At 70.0% G+C, this 25,524-nt stretch carries 19 protein-coding genes and 1 pseudogene; 13 read left to right on the top strand and 7 right to left on the bottom strand.

The features are described from left to right. Positions 1-62 precede the first annotated feature (62 nt). Entirely contained in the window at positions 63-1,748 is a 1,686-nt protein-coding gene (locus ACFJIX_RS09285; RefSeq protein ID WP_377159349.1) for a hypothetical protein, read from the top strand. Here the strand turns inward: ACFJIX_RS09285 and ACFJIX_RS09290 are convergent. Further along, positions 1,735-5,019, bottom strand: coding sequence for a PAS domain S-box protein (locus ACFJIX_RS09290; protein WP_377159351.1), 3,285 nt, complete (start codon positions 5,017-5,019; stop codon positions 1,735-1,737). The two genes, ACFJIX_RS09285 and ACFJIX_RS09290, sit on opposite strands and share 14 nt — an antisense overlap. A gap of 196 nt (positions 5,020-5,215) precedes the next feature. Beyond that, complete coding sequence (pyrF, locus tag ACFJIX_RS09295; protein WP_377159353.1) at positions 5,216-6,046, bottom strand: orotidine-5'-phosphate decarboxylase; 831 nt, start codon at positions 6,044-6,046, stop codon at positions 5,216-5,218. A gap of 117 nt (positions 6,047-6,163) precedes the next feature. On the opposite strand from pyrF, the gene ACFJIX_RS09300 reads away from it, so the two are divergent. From ACFJIX_RS09300 to ACFJIX_RS09325, 6 genes are all read left to right on the top strand, one after another. Continuing rightward, positions 6,164-6,757 (top strand): GNAT family N-acetyltransferase, encoded by a 594-nt coding sequence (locus tag ACFJIX_RS09300; protein ID WP_377159355.1) that lies wholly within the window; start codon positions 6,164-6,166, stop codon positions 6,755-6,757. 307 nt (positions 6,758-7,064) lie between these two features. Further along, positions 7,065-7,772, top strand: a complete 708-nt coding sequence (locus ACFJIX_RS09305; protein WP_377159357.1) for a winged helix-turn-helix domain-containing protein — start codon at positions 7,065-7,067, stop codon at positions 7,770-7,772. Then, on the top strand, positions 7,772-9,088 hold the full coding sequence (locus ACFJIX_RS09310) for an ATP-binding protein (RefSeq protein WP_377159359.1): 1,317 nt from the start codon (positions 7,772-7,774) through the stop codon (positions 9,086-9,088). The genes ACFJIX_RS09305 and ACFJIX_RS09310 overlap by 1 nt, the downstream gene beginning before the upstream one ends. Positions 9,089-9,425: 337 nt before the next feature. After that, entirely contained in the window at positions 9,426-9,998 is a 573-nt protein-coding gene (locus ACFJIX_RS09315; RefSeq protein WP_377159361.1) for an outer membrane beta-barrel protein, read from the top strand. Positions 9,999-10,305: 307 nt separating this feature from the next. Beyond that, positions 10,306-10,587, top strand: coding sequence for a hypothetical protein (locus ACFJIX_RS09320; protein WP_377159363.1), 282 nt, complete (start codon positions 10,306-10,308; stop codon positions 10,585-10,587). Next, entirely contained in the window at positions 10,569-11,018 is a 450-nt protein-coding gene (locus ACFJIX_RS09325; protein ID WP_377159365.1) for a hypothetical protein, read from the top strand. The genes ACFJIX_RS09320 and ACFJIX_RS09325 overlap by 19 nt, the downstream gene beginning before the upstream one ends. A 106-nt stretch (positions 11,019-11,124) precedes the next feature. On the opposite strand, the gene purB is transcribed toward ACFJIX_RS09325, so the two are convergent. Then, the gene (gene purB / locus ACFJIX_RS09330; RefSeq protein WP_377159367.1) at positions 11,125-12,492 is read right to left on the bottom strand and encodes an adenylosuccinate lyase; all 1,368 of its coding nucleotides are present in this window, start codon (positions 12,490-12,492) and stop codon (positions 11,125-11,127) included. A gap of 194 nt (positions 12,493-12,686) precedes the next feature. Here purB and ACFJIX_RS09335 point away from each other — a divergent pair, with 194 nt between their 5' ends. Continuing rightward, complete coding sequence (locus ACFJIX_RS09335; protein WP_377159369.1) at positions 12,687-15,557, top strand: polysaccharide deacetylase family protein; 2,871 nt, start codon at positions 12,687-12,689, stop codon at positions 15,555-15,557. A gap of 218 nt (positions 15,558-15,775) precedes the next feature. Beyond that, a complete protein-coding gene (locus tag ACFJIX_RS09340) occupies positions 15,776-16,285 on the top strand; it encodes a GNAT family N-acetyltransferase (RefSeq protein WP_377159371.1) in 510 nt (169 codons plus the stop codon). A 163-nt stretch (positions 16,286-16,448) separates the two neighbouring features. Here the strand turns inward: ACFJIX_RS09340 and ACFJIX_RS09345 are convergent, their stop codons facing one another. The 3 genes from ACFJIX_RS09345 to ACFJIX_RS09355 all read right to left on the bottom strand — a co-directional run bounded on the left by ACFJIX_RS09345 (position 16,449) and on the right by ACFJIX_RS09355 (position 19,602). Continuing rightward, the gene (locus ACFJIX_RS09345) at positions 16,449-17,141 is read right to left on the bottom strand and encodes a glutathione S-transferase family protein (RefSeq protein ID WP_377159373.1); all 693 of its coding nucleotides are present in this window, start codon (positions 17,139-17,141) and stop codon (positions 16,449-16,451) included. A gap of 95 nt (positions 17,142-17,236) precedes the next feature. Continuing rightward, the gene (locus ACFJIX_RS09350) at positions 17,237-18,361 is read right to left on the bottom strand and encodes a M48 family metallopeptidase (protein ID WP_377159375.1); all 1,125 of its coding nucleotides are present in this window, start codon (positions 18,359-18,361) and stop codon (positions 17,237-17,239) included. Between the two features lie 47 nt (positions 18,362-18,408). After that, positions 18,409-19,602 (bottom strand): YjgN family protein, encoded by a 1,194-nt coding sequence (locus tag ACFJIX_RS09355; protein ID WP_377159377.1) that lies wholly within the window; start codon positions 19,600-19,602, stop codon positions 18,409-18,411. A 241-nt stretch (positions 19,603-19,843) separates the two neighbouring features. Here ACFJIX_RS09355 and ACFJIX_RS09360 point away from each other — a divergent pair. The 4 genes and pseudogenes from ACFJIX_RS09360 to metW all read left to right on the top strand — a co-directional run bounded on the left by ACFJIX_RS09360 (position 19,844) and on the right by metW (position 24,457). Continuing rightward, positions 19,844-20,477 (top strand): annotated as a pseudogene (locus ACFJIX_RS09360) (glutathione S-transferase family protein). A gap of 108 nt (positions 20,478-20,585) precedes the next feature. Further along, complete coding sequence (sppA, locus tag ACFJIX_RS09365) at positions 20,586-22,457, top strand: signal peptide peptidase SppA (protein WP_377159379.1); 1,872 nt, start codon at positions 20,586-20,588, stop codon at positions 22,455-22,457. A 143-nt stretch (positions 22,458-22,600) separates the two neighbouring features. Continuing rightward, positions 22,601-23,791, top strand: a complete 1,191-nt coding sequence (locus tag ACFJIX_RS09370; RefSeq protein WP_377159381.1) for a homoserine O-acetyltransferase — start codon at positions 22,601-22,603, stop codon at positions 23,789-23,791. Between the two features lie 81 nt (positions 23,792-23,872). Then, positions 23,873-24,457 (top strand): methionine biosynthesis protein MetW, encoded by a 585-nt coding sequence (gene metW / locus ACFJIX_RS09375; protein ID WP_377159383.1) that lies wholly within the window; start codon positions 23,873-23,875, stop codon positions 24,455-24,457. 24 nt (positions 24,458-24,481) lie between these two features. Here metW and ACFJIX_RS09380 read toward each other — a convergent pair whose 3' ends face one another. Next, a complete protein-coding gene (locus ACFJIX_RS09380; RefSeq protein ID WP_377159385.1) occupies positions 24,482-25,507 on the bottom strand; it encodes a succinylglutamate desuccinylase/aspartoacylase family protein in 1,026 nt (341 codons plus the stop codon). Positions 25,508-25,524: the final 17 nt, after the last annotated feature.

Raw genomic sequence — 25,524 nt, forward strand, 5'->3', positions numbered from 1 at the left:
ACCGTCACCGTTCCTCCGCGTTCCTGGTCCCGTCCCTGATCCTGAGTCGAAAGGGTTCCGACATGTGCCGCTTGAAGCTCGTGATGGCTGCCGCGATTGCCGCCGTCGCCGTTCAACTGCTGTGCGTCCACTCGGCCGATGCCGCCACGCTGACCGCGACCGCGACCGCGACCGCGACCGCGACTGTCGACGACGCCGCGCCGAAGCCGCCGATCAAGCGCGTCTCGCCGGATGACGCCGCGCCGCGCACCGCGCTGGTGGTGCAGGACAACGTCGCGATGCGCGCGGCGGCGAAGGATTCGTCGCCGGCGCAGGCGCAGCTCTGGCGCGGCGAGGCGCTGGAGATCCGTGGCGAGCGCCCCGACCACTTCCAGGTCTACGACTACCGCCGCGAGCGCGGCGGCTTCGTCCGCAAGACCGCGCTGCTGCCGCTGAACGGCCCGGCCGCGCAGCCGGACGCGCTGCTGGCCGCGCTGCGCGTCGTGCGCCAGCAGCCGGGCGCGGAGTCGCTCGGTCTGGGCCTGGCCGCCGCCTACGTGCAGGCGGCGAGCGCGGCGCAGATGAACGGCGTCGACGGCGCGGAGGTGCTCGATGCGATGGGCACGCTGGCCGAACGGCTGGCCGATCGCGCCTCGCGCACGCCAGCGCGGGCGGACGGCGTGGCGACGGTTGCCCTGTCCGCTGCGGAGACTCAGGTCGCCGCGCAGCTCGACGTCGCCGCGCGCTACGGCCTGCGCTTCCGCACGCTGGAACGCGAGGCCGGCGCGATGCAGCTCTGCTACGACGGCGAGGCGTTCCGCCGCGTGCTGGCGATGCCGGCGTCGATGCCGGAGCAGAAGGCGCGCGCCGCGCTGGCGCTGACGCGCGCCGACTGCCTGGACCCGGTCGCAACGCCGCCGCAGCGCGAGCAGATGGACCAGTGGCGCGCGGATGTCCTCGACAAGGTCGACCTGCGGGATCCGGCGTTGGCGACGCATTGGCGCAACCGCGTGCTGATGCGGCAGTCGGGCGTGTGGAGCAGCCTGGCGTTCATCCGTGCGCGCCGCGCCAGCGTCGCGGGCGTGACCGGTGCTGCCGTCTCGCCCACGACCTTGCAGGTGGACGCGTCGTCGGCCGCGTCGCGCCGGGCGCTCGAAGCCTTCGCTCGCGTCGTCCCTGCGGAGCTCTCCGACGACGACCAACCCACCTACAACGACGCCGCCATGCGTGGCAACGCCATGCGCTGGGCGGCCCTGCCGGCGGGTGCGCCGGAGCAGACGCTCGGCCCCGTGAAGCTGAGCGTGGCCGCCGGCCAGCCGGGCGAGACCTGCCTGACGCTGACGATGAACGGCGCGAAGGAAGGCAGCGCGCCGCTGCTGCGCCACTGCGCCTGGGGGCTGGTGATGACGGCATCGGCGCGCATCAACCGCGAGGGCACGGCGATCGCGATCGCCTCGGTGCCGGCGGACGGCTGGCGCGAGCTCTGGCTGTTGCGCCGCACGGCGCAGGGCTGGAAGGTGTCGGTGCTGCCGCCGGTGGCGGCGCAGCCGGGCCTGGGCTATGCGGAGTTCGCCGGCTGGGTGCCCGGCGGCAAGGAACTGCTGGTCGCGCGTGAGTCCCGCGCGGAAGGCCGCTACAAGCGCAGCTACGAGCTGGTCGACCTCGACACGCTGGAGACGAAACGCCAGGCCGGCGACGTGACGATGCTCGGCGCGTTCCAGCGCTGGCAGGCGGCGGACTGGAAGGGTGCGACGCTCAGTCTGCGGTGAGCTTCACCAGCACCTGCCGCAGCCGCTGCGCGTCGATCGGCTTGGTGAGGAACTCGTTCATCCCGGCGGCCAGCGCCTCGTCGCGCTCCTGGACCAGGGCGGCGGCCGTCAGCGCAATGATCGGCAGCTGCGTCCCGTCGTAACGCTGGCGCAGCTGTCGCGTGGCCTCGTGGCCGCTCATGACCGGCATCTGCACGTCCATCAGCACCGCGTCGAAGGGCTTGCCCATGCTGGCCGCGGCCGTCACCGCCTCCACCGCCTGGCTGCCGTCGCTCGCCTGCGAGACCTCCGCTCCCCACTGCTCGAGCATGGCCACGGCGATCATCATGTTCACCGGGTTGTCCTCGACCATCAGGATGCGGCGTCCCGCGAGTTCCGCGTCATCGGCCGGCGCGCGGCGCTGCGCGCTCACCGGCGCCGGCGCCGCGGGCAGCGGCAGTTCGGCCCAGAAGGTCGCGCCGGCGCCCGGCTGGCTGTCCACGCCCACGTCGCCGCCCATCAAGGTGGCCAGCTCGCGGCAGATCGACAGGCCCAGGCCCGTGCCGCCGTAGCGGCGCGTGGTCGATTCGTCGGCCTGCGTGAAGGGCTGGAACAGCCGCTCGTGCATGGCCTCGGCGATGCCGGGGCCGGTGTCGCTGACCTCGACGCGCAGGCGGCGCTCGTCCAGCCGGCGCACCCGCACCGCCACGCGGCCCTGCTCGGTGAACTTCAGCGCGTTGCTCAGGTAGTTGCTCAGGATCTGCCGCGTGCGCACCGGGTCGCCGATCACCCAGGCGGGCACCGCGTCGTCGACGTCGATGCTGAACCCCAGCCCGCGCGCCTGCGCCAGCGTCAGGTAGCCCATGCGCATCGTCGCCAGCATGTCGCGCAGCGCGAAGGGCACGGTCTCCAGCGTCAGCCGGCCGGCCTCGATCTTGGACAGGTCCAGGATGTCCGACATCAGGCCCGACAGGCTCTCCGCGCTGTCCACCATCTGGTCCAGGTAGTGGCTGCGCGTGTCGCCGTTCAGGTCCGGCTGCTGCAACAGCCGCGCCAGGCCGACGAGGCCGTTCAGCGGCGTGCGGATCTCGTGGCTGATGTTGGCCAGGAACGCGCTCTTGGCGCGGTTGGCCGCCTGCGCCTCGTCCTTGGCCTGCGCCAGCGCGGCTTCGACGCGCCGGCGCTCGGTCACGTCTTCCATGATCCAGATCGTGCCGCCGCGGCTGGGGTGGTTCGGGTCCACGGCCCGCGCCAGGATCCGGCACAGGAAGCGGCCGCCGTCGCGGCGCCGCATCAGGCGTTCGACCTCGACCTGTTCGCCCGCCGCCAGGCGCGGACCGAGCTCGTGGCCGACGGCCTCGTAGTCCTCCGGGCTGGGCCACACCACGTTGCCGGCCTGGCCGATCAACTCGCCCGCGGGCCAGCCGAACATCTCCTCCACCAGCCGGTTGGCCTGCACGAAACGCTGGTCGCGCGTCAGCGCGATGCCGATCGACGCGTTCTCCAGGATCGCGGCATGGACCAGCCGCGTGCGCTCGGTGTCGCTGACGTCGCGCGAATTGACGACCAGGTAGGACATCCCGTCCATCACGAACGGCGCCGCCGACAGCAGCATGGGGATCGGCTGCCCGCGCCGGTTGACGAAGCTCGCCGGCAGGTCGATGACGCGGCCGTGCTGGCGCAGCGCTTCGACCAGCCGATCGCGGTCGGCGATGTCCTGCCAGATGCCGAGCTCTTCCGAGCTGCGTCCCAGCACTTCGTCGGCCGTGTAGCCGCTGACCAGCTCGAAGGTCTTGTTGACCATCACGTAGCGGCCGCTGACGGTCTCGGTCAGCGTGACGACGTCGGGGCTGGTCGCGAACAGGTGCGACAGCAGCGCCTCCGAGCGGCGCAGCGCGTCCTGCGCGCGCGAGGTCTCGGTCTGGTCGATGAAGAAGGACAGCGTCGCGGGACCGGTGGCCGCGTCCACGCGCACGCTGGTGGCCTGCACCAGGCGCCGACGGCGCGACAGGGTCCGCAGCCGGAACTCCGTCATCGGCAGCATCGCGCCGACGGGCAGCGACTCGATCTTGGCGGCGCGCTGACGGGCGCGTTCCTCATCGCCGGGCTCGTAATGCGAGAACAGGTCCTGGCCGATCATCGACGAGCGCTGCGTGTACCCGAACATCGCCATCGCCGCCGGGTTGGCGTCCATCACGCGGCCCCAGCGGTGCAGCACCAGCGGCGACGGCGAGCGGCGGAACAGCTCGCGGTAGCGCGTCTCCGTGGCCACCATGGCCTGCTCGGTCTGGACCTCGTCGGTGACGTCGCGGCCCACGCCCCAATAGCCACGGAAATTGCCCTTGGCATCGAAGCGCGGTTCGCCGCTGATCGACACGTAATGCAGCGATCCGTCCTCGGTCGTGCGGCGCATCACCAGGCCGCGGAACGGGCGGTGCGATTCGAGGTCGGCGCGGTGCGCGTCGAGTTCCTCGTCGGAGAGCCCCAGGTGCTCGATCTCCCACGGCGCGCGGCCGAGCCGCTCCGCCATCGACAGGCCCGAGGCGCCGGGGTTGTGTTCGGTCAGATGCGTGAAGCGGAACTGGCGATCCATCTCCCAGTACCAGTCCGCCGCCATGTTGAGCAGGTGACGGAAGCGCGCATGGCGGTCGTTGACCTCCTGCATCGCGCGCCGGATCAGCTTGGCCGTGCCGAGGCCGACGACCAGCCCCGAGGTGAGCAGCAGCAGTTGCGTCAGCAGCCGGGCGGTGAGTCCGATCGGCGCGCCGTCGACCGGGATCCAGCCGCCGAGTTCCGCCGAGGCCAGTCCGCCCAGCGCGGCCAGTCCGAGCCCGAACAGCGACAGGCCCGCGCCCAGTCCGATCATGCCGGTGCCCAGCGCGACCATCAGGCCCATGATCCCGAGGCTCGCGGCGTTGAGCCCGAGCTGGCGCGACACCGCCAGCGACAGCGCCGTCGCCATCGCCAGGCACATCAGCGTGACCGTCGCCGCGGGGCCGTGATGGGAAGGCAGCCGCCACAGCATGGCCAGACCCGCGAAGGTGGTCACGAGGGCGAGCGCCGGCGGCAGCAGGCCGCCAAAGGGTTCCGACGCGCCGGCGCTGGCCAGCAGCAGCAGGCCGGCCATGCCGGACAGCAGCACGCACGCGGCCATGAACAGCCGCGCGGCGCGCCATTGCAGCTTCGCGGGCAGGCTGTCGCCGCGCGACAGTTCGTGCCCCACCAGACTGCTCAGATCGTCCTGGGAATCCTTGCTCACTCGTCCCCGCCCCAACTCGTTGTAGGTGGACATGCCCTTTCCCTCCGTGGAAAGGTTCCGGGGCGAGCGGCATGCCGGATTGGCGCGTCGACCCGGAATTGCAACGTCCGGTAACGGAGTCTCGGCGAGCGGGGGGTGTTCTGAAGAGGCGAGAAATCCCGAAAGCCGCCCAGTCCGGTGCGCGTTCGGGGTTTCTGCCAATTAATTGGCGGGCGTTGCCGCCGGGGAGTCAGGCGGCGGCGGTGGGACTCAGGGCATCGCGTGTCGCCAGTGCGACACGGCGGGCGGCAGCGGCGAAATCTTCGCCGGCGGAGGCGTACAACACCGCGCGGGAGGAATTCACGATCACCGTGCCCGCATCCTTGCGCCAGCCGGCCGCGACCGTGGCCGCGGCATCGCCGCCCTGGGCGCCGACGCCCGGGATCAGCAGCGGCAGCGTCGGGGCGAGCTCGCGCACGCGCTCGATCTCCTTCGGGTAGGTCGCGCCGACCACCAGGCCCAGCTGGCCGTTGACGTTCCAGTCGCCCTGGGCCAGCGCGGCCAGGTGCTCGAACAGGCGCGGCTGGCCGGGCACGTCGGCCAGGCGCTGCATCTGCCAGTCGTCGCCGCCCGGGTTGGACGTGCGGCACAGCAGGAAGGCGCCCTTGTCGGCGTAGCGCAGGTAGGGCTCGACGCTGTCGCGACCCATGAACGGCGACAGCGTCACCGCGTCGGCCTGGTAGCGCTCGAAGGCCTCGCGGGCGTACTGCTCGGCGGTGGCGCCGATGTCGCCGCGCTTGGCGTCCAGGATCACCGGCACGTGCGGCGCGTGGCGCTTGATGTGGGCCATCAGCTGCTCGAGCTGGTCCTCGGCGCGGTGCGCGGCGAAGTAGGCGATCTGCGGCTTGTACGAGCTCACCACGTCCTTGGTGGCGTCGACGATGGCGGCGCAGAAGTCGTAGATCCGGCCGGCGTCGCCTTTCCAATGGGTCGGGAACTTCGCGGGATCGGGATCCAGCCCGACGCACAGCAGGGAGTCGTTCAGGCGCTCGGCGGCCTGGAGCTTCGACATGAATTTCATGTGCGGTATTGTCCCGCTTTTGTGGGGGACGGCGTCCACGGGGACGTCGGCAATGACGCTGATGATGGCGTCGATGAGGATCCTGACGATGACGCTCACGGGCGCTGGGAGGCGTGGATGGACGTGTCGAGAACGGCGCGCTTGCGCCTGCGGTGGTTTCGGCAATCGGATGCGGCCTTCGTCCGCGGGCTGCTCAACGAGCCGGCCTGGATCGAGCACATCTACGACGCGCAGGTCCGCACCGACGAGCAGGCCGCGGCCTGGATCCGGGAGCGGCTGGAGGCGCGCTACTGGCTGCTGGGCTTCGGCTTCTGGGCCGTCGAGCGGCTGGAGGACGGCGAGCTGCTCGGCCTGGCCGGCGTGATCCAGCGCGAGGGGCTGCCGCATCCGGACATCGGCTACGGCTTTCCGGCGCGCTTCTGGGGCCAGGGCTACGCGCGGGAGGCGGCGGCGGCCACCTTCGACTACTGCCGCCAGGTGCTGGGGATGCGGCACCTGCTGGGCACGACGGCGCCGGAGAACGAGCCGTCCGGGCGCGTGCTGCTCGCGATCGGCATGACCGACGAGGGCCTGCAGCAGACCGAGGCGCACGAAGGCCTGTCGCGGGTCTACGCCTGGCACGATCCCGAGGGGCGGGACGACGCCGGGAGATCGCGGCGTTGCGCGCCCGCTGGCACGCCGCGCTGCGCGGCCCGGCGCGGGCGGCGCTGATGGCGTGCGTGACGCCGGAGACCGTCGATCGCGTGATGGCCAGCCGCACCGACCTGTCGCCGCAGGCGATGGACCACCTCGCGCAGCGCTGGGCGCCGATGGCGGGACGACCCGACGCTGCGGGCCGTGCGCACCCCCGCGGGCTGGCGGCTGGACATTCCGGCCGACCGCTGACGCCCCCCTGTCGGCCCCGCTGGGCGCCGGCCAGCACGGCGCCGTCGGGCGTCGGCGGAAAACACGCGCGTGCGCATGCGCGCTTAAGCGTGGCTGAAGTCGGCGGGGGAGGGCCTCGCCTATGCTCGGTGCCATGGACATTTCTGCTCAGAGCGCCGCGCGCATCCTGCTCATCGAGGACGACGAGCGTCTGGCCCAGCTGGTCGCCGACGCGCTCAGCAAGGCCAACTACGCGGTGACCGTCTGCGGCGACGGCCTGGCCGGCGAGGCGCTGATGCGGCAGGAGCCCTTCGATCTGGTGCTGCTGGACGGCCATCTGCCCGGCAAGGACGGTTTCGACGTGCTGCGCGACACGCGTCGTGACTTCGGCGGCCGCATCGTGATGCTGACCGCGCGGGACGACGACATCGACCAGGTGCTCGGTCTGGAGGGCGGCGCGGACGACTACATCGCCAAGCCGGTGGCGCCGCGTGTGCTGCTGGCGCGGCTGAAGGCGCTGCTGCGTCGCGACGCGCTGCCGGCGGCGCACCCGGTCGGCGAGGCGCTGCATTTCGGCCCGCTGACGCTGCTGCCGCAATCGCGCGAGCTGCGCCTGAACGGCGAGCCCGTCATCCTCACGACCGCCGAATACGAACTGCTGAACTTCCTGGCGCACCGCGCGGGTCAGGTCGTGAGCCGAGACGACATCATGCAGGGCCTGCGCGGGCTGGAGTTCGACGGGCTGGACCGCGCGATCGACGCGCGCATCTCGCGGCTGCGCAAGAAGATCGGCGACGACGCGCAGGCGCCGGTGCGGATCAAGACGGTGCGCGGTCAGGGCTACCTCTTCGCGATCGACTGATGGCCGCGATCACGCTGCGCGCCTCGCTGTTGCGGATGGCGCTGGGACTCGGGCTGGCGGTGCTGGCGCTGATCCTGCTCGTCGAGGGGCTGGTGCTGATCGGCGCCTCCGAGGTCACCAACGATTACGTTCGCAACTTCATGCGCGGCACGGTGGACCTGCTGGTGCGGGACCTCGCGCCGCTGGACCCGCCGGCGCGGCGCGAGCGGGTGCGCGAGCTCGACGCGCAGTTCGACTATCCCGTGCGCCTGATCCGCACCGACCTCGCGCAGCTCAGCGCGGACCAGCGCCGCCGGCTCGAACGCGGCGAGGTGCTGGTCACCGGCTTCAACCGCCGCATCTACGCGGCGCTGCCGGGCGAGCCCGACCAGCTGCTGCTGCTCGGCCCGCTCGATTCCAAGCGGGCGGGCGAGCTGCCGAAGGAGCTCGCCGCGCAACTGGGCGTGGCGGTCGTGATCGCGCTGGCGGTCGCGCTGATCGCGTGGTGGCAGTTGAGGCCGTTGTGGCGGGATCTGCGCGGATTGCAGCGTGCGGCCGAGCGATTGAGCGCGGGCCGGCTCGACACGGAATTGCCGCCGTTGAAGAGCCGCCTCTTCGCGCCGGTCGCCGCGGCGACGCGCGCGATGCTGGAGCGGCTGGCCGCCGCGATGGCGACGCAGCGCGAGCTGACGGGCGCGGTCTCGCATGAACTGCGCACGCCGCTCGCGCGCTTGCGCTTCGCGGTCGATGCGCTGGTCGACGAGGACGACCGCGACCGCCGCGAGCAGGCGGTGATGGCCTGCGAGCGCGACATCGCCGAGCTCGACGAACTCATCGACGCGAGCCTGACGCTGGCGCGGCTCGACATGGGCGCGCTGCAGCCGCATGTGATGCAGGGCAACCTGGGCGACATGCTCGCGAAGGAAGCGGCGTCGCTGGCGCCGTTGCTCGACGGCAAGGCGCTGGACACGGACCTGCGCCTGCCCGATGAATTGCCTTTCGACGAACGCCTGTTGCCTTATGCGATCCGCAACGGGCTGCGCAACGCGGCGCGGTACGCGAAGGGCCGCATCCTGATGACGGCGTGGGTCGAGGCGGGCCAGCTCTGGCTCGCGATCGACGACGACGGCGAGGGCGTGCCGCCGTCGCTGCGCGAGGCGGCCTTCGAGCCCTTCAAGCGGCTGGAGCGCAAGGGGCGCGGGACGCGCGGTTTCGGCCTGGGCCTGGCGGTCGTGCGGCATGTCGCGCATGCGCACGGCGGGCATGCGCGGCTGGGCGAGGCGCCGCGGCTCGGCGGCGCGCGGTTGCTGCTGTACTGGCCCGCCGAGGCGGCCTGAAGACCCAAGTACTACCGCCGCCGCTGGCCCTCACCCCCGCCCTCTCCCGCAGGCGGGAGAGGGAGTCCACCAGGCTCGGTCCTCTTTCCCCTCTCCCGCTTGCGGGAGAGGGAAGGGGGTGAGGGCCAGTGGCCGTCGCGGTGCGCAGACCGCCCCGCGTGAAGCTTCGTCAAGCGCTGCGTGCGCGGCTGTCATCGACCGTCACACAAGCGCTCAACTCGCGCCACAGACGCGGCGAGGCCGAATTCCCAGAATGAGCTCCATGTCGAACGAGCCTGGCGGATGTCCAAGGCAACCCCGGACGACAGATCGGTCAACAGCTCTGAAGGAGTTCCAAATGAACAGCAACAACAACACCCGCACCTCGATCAACGGCAAGAAGGCCGGTCTGCTGGCTGCCGCGGCAGTCGCGCTGACCTTGGGCGTGGGCGTCGCGCACGCCGATCCGGTGACCCCGTACTACATCGGCGGCGACGTCGGCAAGGCGTCGCAACGTGTGGACGGCAACGCGCAGAAGCGTTCGTCGGACAGCTACAGCATCTTCGGCGGCTACAAGTTCAACGAGAACTTCGCGGCTGAAGTGGGCTACACCGACCTGGGCAAGGTCGACTTCGGCGGCGTGACGGCGAAGAACAAGGTGTACTCGCTGGACGGCATCGCCCGCGCGCCGCTGGGCGCCGGCTTCGGCGTCTACGGCAAGGTCGGCGTGGCGTATGCCGAGCGCGACTTCAGCAACGGCCTGGGCGACAAGGACAAGACCGGCCTGAAGCTGGGTGTCGGCGTCGACTACGCGCTGACCAAGAACGTCTCGCTGCGCGCCGAAGCCACCCGCTTCAACAACATGCCGCAAGCCAACGGCTTCGACAAGAAGGACGATCGTCTGAGCATGGGCCTGGCCTATCAGTTCTAAGACGACCGGTCACGGTTGACCGGTGCCGATTCCCCCCGGCACCGGCGCCTGACGGGGCTGCTCCGAGCGACACCCGACCCCCGATTCCCCGGCAGGTGCAAGGGCAGTGCAGAAATGCACTGCCCTTTTTTCATTGCCATCGGACATGCGCGTGTTGTGCTCGCGGTCCGCGCCCGATGTCGTCGACGCACAGGCGGGTCATGGGCGCCGCTCTCCGTTCTCGATGGAATGCATCCGCGCCGTCACCCGACGGTGTGATTCATCGAATCCGACTTCGTGGATCCGACTTCCTTTCGAGAACATCGACATGAACGCATTGAAATCCTCTTGTGAATCGCGCGACCTGGAGTTCCGCGAGCTGACCGACGCGGAGATCGACACCGTGCACGGCGGCGATTCGTGGGCCGGCACGCCCGAAGGGCGCGCCACGGCTGACGCCACGGCCTGCGCCAACACCATCCTCGCGTGGAGCAGCATCGGCTCCACCGTGGGCGGCATCGGCGGCAGCTTCATCACCGTGCTGGGTGGCTGGGCCATCGGCGGCGGCCTGGCCGCGGAGTACTCCAAGGCATGCAACATCACGCGGTGAACACGGACGCCGCCGTCCGGCCGCGGCCGGGGTGCCTGCCCCGCGCCGTGGCGCGCGTGATCGCCGCGGGCGCGGGCGCCCGGCTCGTGCTCGCGCTGCCGGGATGCTGTGCGGCCTGGTCGTACGCCGGGATCTTCCTGGCGATCCTGGCGGCGTTCCTGTGGGGTGTCGTCGTCTTCCGGGTGACGCTGGTGTTCCTGGCGGCAGCCGTCGGCGGCACGCGCCCCCGGATCTCGCGGGCAGGTGTCGCCGCGCTGGGGGTCGTGGTCGCGGCGATCGGCGCGGAGGCCTTCCTCGCGATGGCGGGCGTCGCGACTGAACCCGTGGTGGCCGTGGTGCTCGAGGTCATCGCCGCGAGCTGGGTCATCGGCTGCGTGGTGCTCGTCGGACGTCGCTGGCGTCAGCCGCCGACGGCCGATCGGGAGGCCTGATAGCGAAAAAGGGGCAGTGCCTGTTTGCACTGCCCCATTCTTGCAATCCTGTCGATCGCTCAACGCGGATCGAACGCCGATCGACCGGGTCGATCGGTCGGATCGATCAGATCCGCTTCGCCAGCGCTTCCGCCGTGCCGGTGTAGTTCCCCGGCGTCATCGCCAGCAGGCGCTGCTTCTCGGCCTCGGGCAGTTCCAGGCCTTGGATGAAAGCCTGGATCGATTCACGCGTGATCGCCTTGCCGCGCGTCAGTTCCTTCAGGCGCTCGTACGGGTTGGGCAGCGCGTAGCGGCGCATCACCGTCTGGATCGGTTCGGCGAGCACTTCCCACGAGCTGTCCAGGTCTGCGTCCAGCGCGGCCTGGTTGAGTTCCAGCTTGTCGAGGCCCTTGGTCAGCGAGTCGTAGCCCAGCAGCGCATAGCCCAGCGCCACGCCCATGTTGCGCAGCACCGTCGAGTCCGTCAGGTCGCGCTGCCAGCGGGAGATCGGCAGCTTCTGGCTCAGGTGCGTCAGCACCGCGCTGGCCAGGCCGAAGTTGCCTTCGGCGTTCTCGAAGTCGATCGGGTTGACCTTGTGCGGCATCGTCGACGAGCCGATCTCGCCGGCCTTGGTCTTCTGCTTGAAGTAGCCCAGCGACACGTAGCCCCACACGTCGCGCGACCAGTCCACCAGGATGGTGTTGGCGCGCGTCACGGCGTCGAACAGCTCGGCCATGTAGTCGTGCGGCTCGATCTGGATCGTGTACGGGTTGAAGGTCAGGCCCAGCTGCTTTTCGATCACCGACTGGCTGAACGCCTCCCAGTCCTTCTCCGGATAGGCCGACAGGTGCGCGTTGTAGTTGCCCACGGCGCCGTTCATCTTGGCCAGCAGCTTCACCTCGGCGATGACGGTGCGGGCGCGGCGCAGGCGGGCCACGACGTTCGCGATCTCCTTGCCGACGGTCGTCGGGCTGGCGGTCTGGCCGTGCGTGCGGCTCAGCATCGGCGCGGCGGCGTGGGTCTGGGCCATAGCGGTCATCTTCTCGATGACGCGGTCCAGCGCCGGCAGGATGACCTGGTCGCGCGCGGCCTTCAGCATCAGGCCGTGGCTGGTGTTGTTGATGTCCTCGCTGGTGCAGGCGAAGTGCACGAACTCGCCCGCGCCTTCCAGTTCCGCCTTGCCGGCGAACTGCTGCTTGATCCAGTACTCGACCGCCTTGACGTCGTGGTTGGTCGTCTTCTCGATGTCCTTGATCGCCTGCGCATCGGCTTCGGAGAAGTTCGCCACCAGCGCCCGCAGGAATTCGCGCGACGCCGTCGACAGCGGCTTCAGTTCCGCCAGACCGGCGTCCGACAGCGCGATGAACCACTCGATCTCTACCTGCACGCGGCGGTGCATCAGGCCGAATTCGGACAGCAGCGGACGCAGCGCGGCCATGCGCGACGCATAGCGGCCATCCAGGGGCGACAGGGCGGTGAGGGCGGAGAGATTCATGGCGCGCGCGGGCCGGAACCGGCCATTCAGGGGGTGGGAAAAACCCGGGGATTCTACAGAGCGGGTCACAATGGCCCCCGCTCCGCGCAGCCACCGGCCGAGGGACGGTGTCCGGCAGGTCCGGCGCGGGGATATTGAGGGAAGGTTCGAGGGAAGGCATGCAAGAGAGAAGTCAACGCAAGGGCGCCGTCTGGATGACCGCCCAAGCGGCCGTCATGGCCGCGGCATCCGCCGTCACGATGACCCTGATGAGCGGCTGCAAGCCCGGCGGCGATGCGCCTCGGCCGCTGGCGCCGGTGGAGGCCGCCTCGGCCAATCCGGCGATCAGCGCCACGCTGCTCAAGCAGAGCGACGAGGTGCTGGCGCGCTTCCGCCAGATGATCGTGCTGATGGACGGCGAGTCCGCGCTCAAGCCCGCCGAGCGCGACGCGGTGCGCGCCGTCGGCATGCTGCTCTTCCACGACATGCAGGACAGCATGCGTGCTCTCGGCGAGACCGCCTCGAAGAGCACCGACCCCGCCGGCCTGGCGGCGCTCTCGGACCTGCTCGATCGCATCGAGCAGGAACCGTCGTGGTTCGACGCCGACCGGCTCGCGTTCAAGGAATTCCTGACGCAGCTCTCGCAGCAGTTCTCGACCTCGCAAAGCATCGCCGGACTCAAGCTGGCCAAGCGCGCGGGCGAGGACCTGAGCGTGCTCGCCGAGATCGAGAACGCCTATGAGCAGGAGCTGCGCGACACCTTCGGCCGTTTCGCGCAGCGCGGCATCGTGCCCAAGCGCGAGAAGTGGACCGACTACGTCGCCAAGCTCAAGGGCCTGTACGCGCGCGACCGCATCCTGAAGGACTACGCGACCATCCTGCCGGACCTGCAGGCACGTCCGAGCATCACGGAAGGGGCCGACGAGGCCGTGGCCTCGACGACCGCGGTACCGACCGCCCAGACGGCGCAGACATCGCCGGCAGCGGCTGCCACCCGCGGTCCCAGCAAGCAGGAACGCGAGTTCTTCGGCCGCCAGCTGCCGCCCAAGACGGTGCTGCTGACCTTCGACGACGGCCCGCACCCGCGCTACACCGACGAGATCCTGGAGATCCTCAAGCGCTATCAGGCGCCGGCCGTGTTCTTCGAGCTGGGCCGCAACCTGGGCAGCGTCGACGCCAACGGCAAGGTCAGGCCCGGGCCCGGCAGCGAGGTCGCCAAGCGCGTGCTCGCCGCCGGCCATCCGATCGCCAACCACAGCTTCAGCCACGGCGTGATGTCGAAGTTCGAGCTCGACAAGGTCCGCCAGGAAGCCAGCTCGACCGAGGCCCTGCTCGACGCCGCCGGCCGCGACGGCCAGGCGCTGTTCCGCTTTCCCTACGGCGCGCGCAACGACGCGGCGCTCGGCGCGATCGAGGCGCTCAAGCTGCGCTCGATGATGTGGAACGTCGACTCGCTGGACTGGTCCGATCCGATTCCCAAGTCCATCGCCGCGCGCGTGCTGGGCGAGCTCGGCAAGCAGCAGCGCGGCATCGTGCTGTTCCATGACATCCATGCGCGCACCGTCGAGGCGCTGCCGCTGGTGCTCGACCAGCTCAAGGCCGAGGGCTACAAGTTCGCCGCCTGGAAGGACGGCAAGATCGTCGCGACCGACACGCCCGCCGCGGACACGGCGGCGCCGGACCTTGCGGGCGCGAACCTCTATCGCGACAGCGTCGCGCTCGTGATCGGCATCGACCAGTACAAGGCCTGGCCGCGACTGCAGCACGCGGTGCGCGACGCCCGCGCGATCCAGGAGACGCTGCAGACGCAATTCGGTTTCCGGCCCGAGAACGTCACCACCTTGACCGACGGCGACGCGACGCGCGCCAACATCCTGCGCGCGCTCAACGGCATGGCGCGCAAGGGCGGGGACGGCAAGCTCAAGCGCGACGACCGCGTCTTCGTCTTCTTCGCCGGCCACGGCAGCACGCGCAAGCTGCCGAGCGGACGCGACGTCGGCTACATCATCCCGGTCGACGCCGGCACCGACGACCTGCAGACCGACGCCATCGCCATGCCGCAGCTGCAGGAGCTCAGCGAGGCGCTGCCCGCCAAGCACGCGTTCTTCGTCATCGATGCCTGTTACTCGGGCCTGGGCCTGACGCGCGGCGGCGCGCCGGGCGGCAGCGCCAACTTCGTGCGCGACAACGCGCGGCGGATGGGCCGCCAGATGATGACCGCCGGCGGTGCCGACCAGCAGGTCGCCGACGACGGCCCGGGCGGACATTCGGTCTTCACCTGGACGCTGCTGCAGGCGCTCTCGGGCAAGGCCGACCTCAACGGCGACGGCCTCATCACCGCGACCGAACTGGCGGCCTACGTGGCGCCGGCGGTGTCCGCCATCGCGCACCAGACGCCAGCCTTCGGCAGCCTGCCGGGCAGCGAGGGCGGCGAGTTCATCTTCGAACTCGCGTCCGCGCAGGAGCAGGCGCTCAGCGGCGACAGCAACCAGCTCGACGTCAAAACGAGCGCGCTCGCCAAGCAGGCCGACGACGCCCGCAACGCGCAGCTGCAGCCGGTGGCGCAGGCCTCCGCGCCGACCGGTGCCGTGCCCGGATCGCCGGCGGCCAGCGCGACCTCGGTGCAGGTCACGTTGAAGGGCCTGGACGGCACGGACACGGCGATCGCGACCAGCGCCGCACCGGCGCCGACCAGCGCGCGTATCGCGGCGCAACGCGCCAACGACCGCGGCCTGCAGCTCTACAAGGAGCGCCGCTACGACGAAGCCGAAGCCGCGTTCACCGAGGCGCTCAAGCTGCAGCCGAAGTTTGCGCTCGCGGCCAACAACCTCGGCTTCATTTACTACAAGCGCGACAAGCCGGCCGAGGCGGCGCGCTGGTACCGCAAGGCGATCGAGATGGACGGCAGCCGCGCGCTGGCGCATCTGAACCTCGGCGACGCCTTGCTGCGCGCGGGCGACGACGCGGGCGCGCAGGCGGCGTACCGCGCCTTCATCGAGCTCTCGCCCAAGCACGCGCGGGCCGCGGAACTCAAGGCCTGGATCGAGCATCCGGACAGCGCGAAGAAGCCGGAACCGCCGCGCTGAAACGACGCCCTTGCCGCTGCCGCGTGATCGGCCGGGAGGGGCCTCGAACGGCGACCGATCAGCGATCGGGCCGCGATCGGTCAGCGACTGGAACTGACGGCGACCGGGCGTTGGAAAGGACCGACGGCGGGCGGGTTGTCCCTGATGCGAGGGGCATTCCGCCTGCTGCTTAATCCGTCCTTTCCCGCTCGGTTGACGACTGGTTACCGCTTCGTTCGATGCTTTCCCTGGCCTCCGATGGCGCCGCACCGCGCCTGATCCGTGTGCATCAGATTGATCCCCTTGCCTGGGCGCCGCTGCTGGCGGCCAGCGAGAGCGAGGGGCGGCAGATGCTGCGCCGCCTGATGGACGAATGGCGCAGCGGCGCCAACCGTTACGAGCAGCCCGGCGAATCGCTGTGGGCCTGGCTCGACACGAACGGGCAGGTCATCGCGGTGGGCGGGCTCGACGTCGAGCCGCCACCCGGACGTCCTGGCACCGGCCGCATGCGTCGCTTCTACGTGCATCCCGACTGGCGCGGCCACGGCCTTGCGAAGCGTCTCGTGAACGCGGTGCTCGCCAGCGCGCAGGGGCATTTCAGCCGCTTGCATGTCAACTGCGAAGAAGCCGCGTCCGCGACCTTCTGGACCCGTTGCGGCTTCGCGCCGATCGACGCGACCCTCGATCCCATCGAGCGTCCTGCGCGCTACACCCACGTGCGGCTGTTGCCGCAGTTTCACGCCGCCTGACGACAAGACCTGTCCCTCACCCTTTCCCTCCCCCGAAGTCCTCGGTAGCAAAACCGTGGCAGTGAGACAGTGATGGGGGACGGAGGGCGTGGGGTTTTGGCGCTTGACGCCAAGGCCCCATGCCCTCGCGGCCAACGCCCGTGCCGACGAAGGAAAGAGCGCCTCAGGAAGTCTTGGGCGGCCAGTGCTTTGCGCAGACCTCGGCGACGTGGGGCAGCGCTTCGATGCGCTGGAGCAGCGCGAAGAATTCAGGCCGACTCGCCTCCAGGTGTTTCCTCGACCCTGACCACTTCGACACGATCACTGCCATTGCATCGAGCGCACCGGGTTTGGCGCCGCTGAGCCACGGCTGGCCAGGGAACATGTCCGCGAAGATCTCCCAGTGCTTGTGCAGCCGCGCTTTCGTGCCTGCGATGATGGCCTCGCGGTCGTCCTTGTCGGTGCGGGTCGAGTAGCGTTCCGGGTAGTCGATGACGCTGATGCAGCTGTAGCAGTTGGCGGCGATGTAGACGAGGCCGCGCAGGATCTGGTCGCGTTGGCGATCGCTGTTGCCGAGCAGTGTCGCGTCCGGGAATCGCAGGCCGAGGTGCATCAGGATGGCGCCGCTTTCCGTGAGCACGTCGCCGTCGGGCGTGTGCAGCGTCGGGATCTGCATCAGCGGATTGAGCGCGCGCAGCGCGTCCTGCTCCGACGCGTTTTCCCATGAGGACGCGTGCACGGTGCGGTACGCCTGGCCGCACCAGCGCAGGCCGATCTCGACGATCGAGGAGCCGGAGCCCTGCGTGCCGTAGAGGACGTAGCCGACGTCGGACGCTGAGTGGGAAGTCGAGGTGGAAGCCGAGGGGGAGGCGGTCATCACGATCTCCGCGAAAGTGGAGCGGAGAGTGTAGAAGCCGCCGCCCGCCGCCCGCCGCGCGGCCGGCCCTCGATCAGGGCTGGGCCGGCGCTTGATCAGCGCTCGAAGAACCGCATCCGCTCGTCGTCCGCCGGATGCGTGTTGAACGCGATGCGCAGCAGGTCGCCCGCGCCCGCCTTGGCCCGTTCGCCGACGTCGCGGCCGAGGCCCTGGGGCTCGGAGGCGCGCTCGGCGCGGGCCTGAGCGGAGCGCTTCGATCGCCACTCGCCAAGGCGCTCGAACAGCACCAGCATCGCCCGCGGCGACCGGCCGCTGTCGATCAGCAGCCGCTTCGCCTGCGCGTCGGCCGCGCGTTCGAAGTCGCGCGAGTAGCTCGCCTGCATCAGCACCGCCGGCGCGCCCGCGAGCAGGCTCGAGAAGTCTCCCACCGCGAAGCCCAGCAACCCGCCCATCAGACTCGCGCGCATCGTCAGCCGCAGGCCGTGCTGCTCGCGCACATGGCCGAGCTCATGCGCCAGCACGCCGAGCACCGCATCGGGCTCGTCGCCGAGCAGCTTCAGCAGTTCGTCGGTGACGACGATGTGCCCGCCCGGCAGCGCGAACGCATTCGGGCCGAAGGTCTGGCCGGCGTCGCGGAAGTGCAGTTCGTACGCCGTCGATTCACCGGGCTGGCTGGCGACCATCGCGGCGAAGCGCTCGCGCCATTGCTGCTGATCACGTGCCGACGTCTTGCTCGGCTTGAGCAGCAGACTGTCGATCTGTTCCATCGAGCCGTCGCCGATCGACTGCTCGATCGACGCGGGCAGGTGACGCGCGATCACGTCCGCGGCGGCGGGCACGCCCCAGTGCCAGGTCGCGCCGCCGACGGCCACGACCACGACCAGCGCCACGATCGAATGCTTCCAGCTGGAGAACCATCGCACCGCGAGTCCGCCCCCCAGCCCGCGCCCCTGCGTCGAGTCGTCGGCCCAGGCGTCCCAGTCGGCGGCGTCCTTGGCCATCAGCACGCCGCCGTCGGGCAACTGCGCCTGCCGCTGTCCGTGGCGCGTGCGCTCGGGCCATTGCACCGCGCGGATCGGGTAACGGCGTTCGATGCCCTCCAGCGCCTGGTCGTGGACGACCAGTTGCTCGCGCTCCAGCCACAGCCGGACCGGCCGCGCACGGGCGCTGCGGCCGTCGAACCAGTCGGCGTGGAGCGTCGCCGCCTGCGCGTCTTCCACGCCTTTCGCGTCGTTCGATGCGTTCGATCCGCCCGCTGCCCCCGGCATCACAGGCCCATGTCGATGCCGAAGAAGTCGCCCGCGAGCTCGCCCGCGGCGTCCTGCGAGGCGCTCTCCTGGCCGGCCACCCAGGTCTCGGGATCGCCATCCATCGTCAGGCTCACGGCCTCCAGGCGCATGCGCGCGGTGTGCACCGCGGCGAACGGCCGGTACAGGCCGAGGGTCACCGCCGTCAACAGCCAGTTCTTCAACGTGAGCCCGGCCAGCGCGCCGAAGCGCAACTGGCTGGTGAAGGACAGGTCGTCGGTCGTCGTGCGGTTCCAGAGCAGGTTCTGGAACCGCGCCGTGAAGAAGGGTCCGACCAGCGCGAAGAGCAGCAGGTAGGTCAGCCCGAACGACACGAAGGTCGAGATCATGAGCACCACCTTCGATCCGCTCAAGGCGCTGGCGCCCACGACCGCCATGGCCGCCAGCATGCCTGCGATCACCACGGCCAGCCCGATGCCGGCACCCTTGAGGCACAGCCAGTACACGCTGCCGGCGCCCAGGCGCAGTTCGCCTTGCTGTGCCGCGATGCGGTAGCCGTTGTGCTGGTAGCGCTTGGCCGCCGCGACGATCCATGGCATCACCAGCGTGATGCCGAGCACGGCCAGCAACACCAGTTGCTCGACGATCCCGAAGCGCGGCTTGCCGTTGACCAGCAGCCCGGCCGGGCCGCCGACCGCCTGTGCCACCAGCACCACGCCCGAGAGGATCCAGACCGGCAGCGCCGGGGCATAGGCGCCCTTGAGCGTCCCCGTGAAGCCGAAGCGCAGGCCGCGCCAGCCGGTGTTGCCCAGCCGGAACTGCATGCCCGCGCGCCACAGCGCCGGCCAGATCGCGGCCATCACGACGAAGGCCACCAGTCCCGCCATCGGCGAGAAATGCCCGGCCGCCGAATACGTGCCCATCAGCACCAGCAGCAGCACATGGCCGCGGAACATCTTCCACGGATCGCCGTGGAAGGTCAGCGCGTGGCCGTCGACCAGCGTGTTGGCGTAGAAGTAGCGGATGCGCCGCGCCTTCGCGAACGGCCAGTACAGGCTGGCCGTGACGATCGTCAACAGCAGGTTGACGATCCAGATCCGGAAGTATTCGCTGCCCGATCCGGTGAACTGGATCTCGAGCTTGCGCTTGCGGTACTCCGACAGCGGCCATCCGGTCAGACCGCCGGTCGCCGCTCCCTCCTCGTGCTCTCGCATGATTCCCTCTCTCTGTCGTTGTGGTGGCCGGTCTCCCGGGGAGCCGGTCCGTGTCCATGGGCGCACCGCTTGCCTGATGCGCCGTCGTCGGCCCCCTCGGCCGCGACCCCGCATCCAGGCGGGGCGGGCGGGAGTGTGCGTCACCGGCGCAGGGGACGGCAATACACCCAAATGAGGGCTGCGCCACTGTCGCGTGCGGGAGTCAGTCCCCGGAGGCGACTCGTTAGAATCCCGCGACACCATGAAGCTCATCGGATCCCTCACCAGCCCCTACGTCCGCAAGGTCCGCGTCGTCATGGCGGAAAAGAAGCTCGACTACCAGTTCGAGCTGGAAGACGTCTGGGGCAGCGACAACATCCTCAAGATCAATCCGCTCGGCAAGGTGCCGTGCCTGGTCATGGAGGGGCAGGACTCGATCACCGGCGCGGTGTTCGATTCGCGCGTCATCGTCGAGTACGTCGACACGCTGTCGCCGGTCGGCCGCCTGATCCCGGAGCGCGGGCCGCGAACGCTGCGAAGTGCGCACCTGGGAGGCGCTGGCCGACGGCCTCATCGACGCCTGCGTCGCCGCGCGTCTGGAGCACACCTGGTCCGGCCGCGCGCCGGGCGAGCGCAGCGAGGCCTGGGTGAAGCGTCAGATCAGCAAGGTCCTGGCCTCGCTGCAGGCGATGGCCAACGGCCTGGGCGAGAAGAACTGGTGCTCCGGCAACCACTTCACGCTGGCCGACATCGCGCTCGGCTGCGCGCTGGGCTACCTGGACTTCCGCTTCGCCCAGATCGACTGGCGCGCGGCGCACCCCAATCTCGCGAAGCACTTCGACAAGCTCATGACGCGTCAGAGCTTCCAGGACACGCTGCCCCCCGCGAACGGCTGACGCGCCACTGACTTCCCGCCCGGGTGTTCAAACGGGCTCACAATCGCCCGATCCGGCTCGACATCCGAGCCGTTCTGACATTCCTTTGACGGATCCCGGGAGGATTGGATGGGTGTGAAGCGAGCGTTGGCGCCGATCGGGCGCTTTTTCGGTGGCGTGTGGTGGTTCCTGAACGGCACGCGGCGCGTGGTGTTCACGCTGCTGTTCTGGGTGATCCTGATCGCCCTGATCTGGGCCGCGGCGCACGGCGGCAAGCCGCTGCAGGACAAGACGACGCTCGTGCTGGACATCCGCGGCGAGGTCGTGGAGCAGTTCTCCGGCTCGCCGCGCGACCAGGCGATCGCGCAGATCAAGGGCGAGGCGCGCGCCCAGACGCGGCTGCGCGACATCCTGCGCGCGCTGGACGCGGCGGCCAAGGACGATCACATCGTGCAGGTCGCGCTGAACCTGGACCAGTTCGGCGGCGCCACGCCGGCCGCGCTGCATGAGATCGAAGCCGCGCTGACCCGCTTCAAGGCGAGCAAGAAGCCGGTGATCGCCGCCGGGCTGGCCTTCGACCAGCGGTCGTACTACCTGGCCGCGCAGGCCACCGAGGTCTACATCCACCCGATGGGCGGCGTGTTGATCGAGGGCTACGGCCGCTATCGCAACTACTACAAGGACGCGCTGGACCGCGTGGGCATCACGCCCAACGTGCTGCGTGTCGGCACCTACAAGAACGCGGTCGAGCCCTACTTCGCCAACGGTCCGTCGCCCGCGACGCTCGAGGCCGAGGGCTATCTGTACGACGAACTCTGGGCGCGGTACCAGACCGCGATCGAGACCGCGCGCAAGCTGCCGAAGGGTTCGGTGCAGCGCGCCATCGACGAGCTGCCGCAACGGCTGAAGGCGGCCGGCGGCGATCCCGCCAAGCTGACGCTGGCCGAGAAGCTGGTCGACGGCCTGAAGACCGAGGACGAGGTCGAGGCGCTGCTCGAGAAGCGCGGCGCCAAGGACGAGAAGCGCCTGCGCCAGATCAACCTGGGTGCCTACGTCGCGCAACTGCCGCCCAAGCTGCCCAAGCCCGAGGGGCAGGTCGGCGTGATCGTGGCCGAAGGCGAGATCGTCGACGGCAGTGCCGGCCCGGGCAAGATCGGCGGCGAGTCGATGTCCCGGCTGATCCGGCAGGCGCGCGAGGACGACAAGGTCAAGGCCGTCGTGCTGCGCGTGAACTCGCCGGGCGGCAGTGCGTTCGCCTCGGAGCTGGTGCGTCGCGAGCTGGAACTGACGCGCGCGGTCGGCAAGCCCGTCGTCGTGTCGATGGGCGGCGTGGCGGCGTCGGGCGGGTACTGGATCTCGATGTCGGCGGACGAGGTGATCGCCGACGCGTCGACGATCACCGGCTCGATCGGCGTGTTCGGCATGCTGCCCACCGGCGAGAAGCTGCTGGACAAGCTGTCGATCCACACCGGCGGCTACACGACGACCTGGCTGGCCAACGGCTATGACCCGCGGCGCCCGCTGGATCCGCGGATGGCGCAGGTGGTGCAGTCGTCCATCGAGCACATCTACGCCGACTTCACCGGCAAGGCGGCGCAGGCGCGCAAGAAGTCCTCGCAGCAGATCGACGCCGTCGGCCAGGGCCGCGTGTGGACCGGCTCGCAGGCGCTGGAGCGCGGGCTGGTCGACAGAAACGGCCTGCTGTCCGATGCGATCGCCAGCGCCGCCAAGCGCGCCAAGCTCGGTGACGACCCGTCGGTGCGTTACGTCGAGCCTGACCGCAGCGCCTTCGATCGTCTGCTGACGAGCATGGGCGACGCCGCGGCGCCGTCGCTGCGCGGCATGGTCATGCATGCGCTGGGCGGCATTCCGGCGGTGCCGGCACCGCTGCGCGAGGCGCAGGTCGACATCACCTGGCTGGCCGAGCAGGCCGAGGCCGGCCCCGCGGGGTCGAAGCCGCCGGTGCGCGCGATCGTGCACTGCCTCTGCACCGCGCCGTAGCTATACTTCCGCCGATGGCGCCGATTTGTCCGGCTTGCGGGCGCCTTAGAAATGCAGCTAAAGAGGGACACCCGATCCACGGATCGAGACCCGGTGTTCCGCTTCAAGCAGCGGCGCCGGGTTTTGTTTTTTCGGGGTGTTCCATGGGATCTGTCGGTGACGTCACACCGCAGCGGCTGTTGTTCGACGAGCCGCTGATCTTGCGCAGCGGCGCGCGCATCGCCGGTTATGAGTTGATGGTCGAGACCTACGGCCGGCTGAACGAGGACAAGTCCAACGCGGTCCTTGTGTGTCACGCGCTGAACGCGAGCCACCACGTGGCCGGCACGCACGCCGACATCGACAAGAGCGAAGGCTGGTGGGACAACCTCGTCGGTCCCGGCAAGCCGTTGGACACGGACCGCTTCTTCGTCATCGGCATCAACAACCTGGGCTCGTGTTTCGGTTCGACCGGCCCGATGCACCTGAACCCGGGGACTGGCCGCGTCTACGGCAAGGACTTCCCCGTCGTCACGGTGCAGGACTGGGTCGACGCGCAGGCGCGCGTGCTGGACCGTTTCGGCATCCAGAAGCTGGCGGCGGTGCTGGGCGGATCGCTGGGCGGCATGCAGGCGCTGGACTGGTCGCTGCGGTATCCGGAGCGCCTGCGCCACTGCATCGCGGTGGCGACGGCCCCCAACCTGTCGGCGCAGAACATCGCGTTCAACGAGGTCGCCCGGCGGGCGATCATCACCGACCCCGAATTCCACGACGGCTTCTTCTACGAGCACGGCGTGGTGCCGCGCCGCGGGCTTCGCGTGGCGCGGATGATCGGCCACATCACCTACCTGAGCGACGACGTGATGGAGGAGAAGTTCGGGCGCCAGATGCGTTCGGCGGAGCTGGGGTACTCGACCTCGGACATCGAGTTCCAGATCGAGAGCTACCTGCGCTACCAGGGCGACAAGTTCAGCGAGTACTTCGACGCCAACACCTACCTGCTGATCACCCGCGCGCTGGACTACTTCGACCCGGCGCGCGAGCACGGCGGCGACCTGAGCCGCACCTTCGCCACGGCGCTGTGCAAGTACCTGGTGGTGAGCTTCACGACCGACTGGCGCTTCTCGCCGGCGCGCTCGCGCGAGATCGTCAAGGCGCTGCTCGACAACCGGCGCGACGTGTCCTACGCGGAGATCGACGCGCCGCACGGTCACGATGCGTTCCTGCTCGAGGATCCGCGTTACCACGGCGTGCTGCGCGCCTACTTCGACCGCATCGCGAAGGAGCATGAAAAATCCTTGCCCGGTGGTGCGTCCGCGCCGGTCTCCCACCGTCTGCAGGGGGTCGCGGTATGAGCGCAGCGCAGGGCCGTCCCAAGCAAGCTCACGTCCCGTCGGGGACCGGACGCGGCGCGCCGCGGACGAGGGGAGCCAATCATGAGTGACCGTGCGGTGATGGACATGATCGCGGAGCTGGTCCCGACGGGCTCGCGCGTGCTCGACCTGGGCTGCGGCACCGGCGAGCTGCTGGCGCATCTGCAGGCCACGAAGGGCTGCACCGGCTACGGCGTCGAGCTGGACGATGCGAACGTGCTCGCCTGCGCGCAGCGCGGCGTGAACGTGATCCAGCTCAACCTGGAAGAGGGCCTGGCGATCTTCGAGGACCAGAGCTTCGACGTCGTGCTGCAGCTGGAGACGCTGCAGAACCTGCGCAACACCGAGGCGATGCTGCGCGAGACCGCGCGCGTCGGCCGGATGGGGGTGGTGAGCTTCCCCAACTTCGCGCATTGGCCGAACCGTCTGCAGATCCTCGCGGGCCGCATGCCGGTGACGCGCGTGCTGCCGTACCAGTGGTACGACACGCCCAACATCCGCGTCGGCACCTACGCGGACTTCCAGATCCTGGCGCGCAAGTGCGGGCTGCGGGTGCTGGACAGCTTCGGCGTGCAGGAGGGGCGCCAGGTCCGCGTGCTGCCGAACCTGATGGCCAGCATGGCGGTGTTCAAGTTCGATCGGGACTGAGCCTGGGCGACCCCGGCGGGGCGCTCACGCCTCGTAGCGCCCCAGCCGCACCATCGTCTGTCCGCTTTGACCGGCGCGGCGCGACGGCATGATCAGCACGCAGTCGTCGTGCGGCGTGACCCACAGGCGATCGCCGTCCTCGGCCAGCGGCGTGCCGGCCTTCGGGATCACCTTCAGGTGGTGCGTCGGCACCAGGAACCGGAACTCCGGCGTCACCGCCGTCACGCCCTCGCCGACGCGCACCAGCCGTTGCCGTTCCGGGGACGGTAAGCGCAGTCGAGCGTCCGCCCAGGGCGCGTCGACCATCTCCAGGTGCCGCAGGAAGCGCAGCGTGACGTCGAGGGCCATGTCGGCGCTCGCCGGCTCCCAGTGCGAGCCGCATTCGACCAGCACCGCCTGCCGGGCGCTGCGCGGATCGGCGAAGCCGCCGCGATCGATCAGCCGCAGGCCCGCCGCATGGCCGGTGTCCACCAGCAGCGTCTCCGGCTGACCCAGCGCCCGCGCCAGCGGAACGCTCTTGTCTGTCATGCCGCAGATCGTCAGCGCCGGCGCGCCGGCCTCCTGCATCGAATGCAGATCCAGCAGCACGTCCGCCGCGTCGATGAGAGGGGCGAGCTCGCGCGCCCGCCGCAGTTCGGCCGAGTCGCGCGGACCGCGCAGCACGGCGTCGTCCCAGACCCGGTTCATGTCCTCGTCGACGCAGCGCGACGAGAACGGCTCCATCGCATCGAATCGCCCGAAGGCCTCGACGTTGGCGAAGGCCAGCACCAGTCGCCCGCGCAAGGGCGTGACCCCCTGGCTCAGCAGCGTGTCCAGCGCGATCGCGCCGCACAGCTCGTTGCCGTGCGTCAGCGCGACGACCATCGCCGTCGGTCCCGGCCGGCCGGAGTCCAGCACATGGACGAACTCGACGTCGGTTCCCGGGCCGTGCCGCCAGCGCACGATCGTCGGCGGCTGGAGCCGGACTTCCGGGTTGAAGGGCGGGAAGGACTCGAGCAGGGCGGGCGTCATCGTCTTCGAAACGTGGGGGTCGTCCACGGCGGGGGACATGCCAGGCGATCCTACAC

Origin of the sequence: Roseateles sp. UC29_93 (assembly GCF_042695725.1) — a bacterium.
GTDB classification, from domain to species: domain Bacteria; phylum Pseudomonadota; class Gammaproteobacteria; order Burkholderiales; family Burkholderiaceae_C; genus Roseateles; species Roseateles noduli_A.

Coding starts and splice junctions, on each gene's coding strand:
- ACFJIX_RS09285 (WP_377159349.1), top strand. CDS start 63: ATGTGCCGCTTGAAGCTCGTGATGGCTGCCGCGATTGCCGCCGTCGCC.
- ACFJIX_RS09290 (WP_377159351.1), bottom strand. CDS start 5,019: ATGTCCACCTACAACGAGTTGGGGCGGGGACGAGTGAGCAAGGATTCC.
- pyrF (WP_377159353.1), bottom strand. CDS start 6,046: ATGAAATTCATGTCGAAGCTCCAGGCCGCCGAGCGCCTGAACGACTCC.
- ACFJIX_RS09300 (WP_377159355.1), top strand. CDS start 6,164: ATGGACGTGTCGAGAACGGCGCGCTTGCGCCTGCGGTGGTTTCGGCAA.
- ACFJIX_RS09305 (WP_377159357.1), top strand. CDS start 7,065: ATGGACATTTCTGCTCAGAGCGCCGCGCGCATCCTGCTCATCGAGGAC.
- ACFJIX_RS09310 (WP_377159359.1), top strand. CDS start 7,772: ATGGCCGCGATCACGCTGCGCGCCTCGCTGTTGCGGATGGCGCTGGGA.
- ACFJIX_RS09315 (WP_377159361.1), top strand. CDS start 9,426: ATGAACAGCAACAACAACACCCGCACCTCGATCAACGGCAAGAAGGCC.
- ACFJIX_RS09320 (WP_377159363.1), top strand. CDS start 10,306: ATGAACGCATTGAAATCCTCTTGTGAATCGCGCGACCTGGAGTTCCGC.
- ACFJIX_RS09325 (WP_377159365.1), top strand. CDS start 10,569: ATGCAACATCACGCGGTGAACACGGACGCCGCCGTCCGGCCGCGGCCG.
- purB (WP_377159367.1), bottom strand. CDS start 12,492: ATGAATCTCTCCGCCCTCACCGCCCTGTCGCCCCTGGATGGCCGCTAT.
- ACFJIX_RS09335 (WP_377159369.1), top strand. CDS start 12,687: ATGACCGCCCAAGCGGCCGTCATGGCCGCGGCATCCGCCGTCACGATG.
- ACFJIX_RS09340 (WP_377159371.1), top strand. CDS start 15,776: ATGCTTTCCCTGGCCTCCGATGGCGCCGCACCGCGCCTGATCCGTGTG.
- ACFJIX_RS09345 (WP_377159373.1), bottom strand. CDS start 17,141: ATGACCGCCTCCCCCTCGGCTTCCACCTCGACTTCCCACTCAGCGTCC.
- ACFJIX_RS09355 (WP_377159377.1), bottom strand. CDS start 19,602: ATGCGAGAGCACGAGGAGGGAGCGGCGACCGGCGGTCTGACCGGATGG.
- sppA (WP_377159379.1), top strand. CDS start 20,586: ATGGGTGTGAAGCGAGCGTTGGCGCCGATCGGGCGCTTTTTCGGTGGC.
- ACFJIX_RS09370 (WP_377159381.1), top strand. CDS start 22,601: ATGGGATCTGTCGGTGACGTCACACCGCAGCGGCTGTTGTTCGACGAG.
- metW (WP_377159383.1), top strand. CDS start 23,873: ATGAGTGACCGTGCGGTGATGGACATGATCGCGGAGCTGGTCCCGACG.
- ACFJIX_RS09380 (WP_377159385.1), bottom strand. CDS start 25,507: ATGTCCCCCGCCGTGGACGACCCCCACGTTTCGAAGACGATGACGCCC.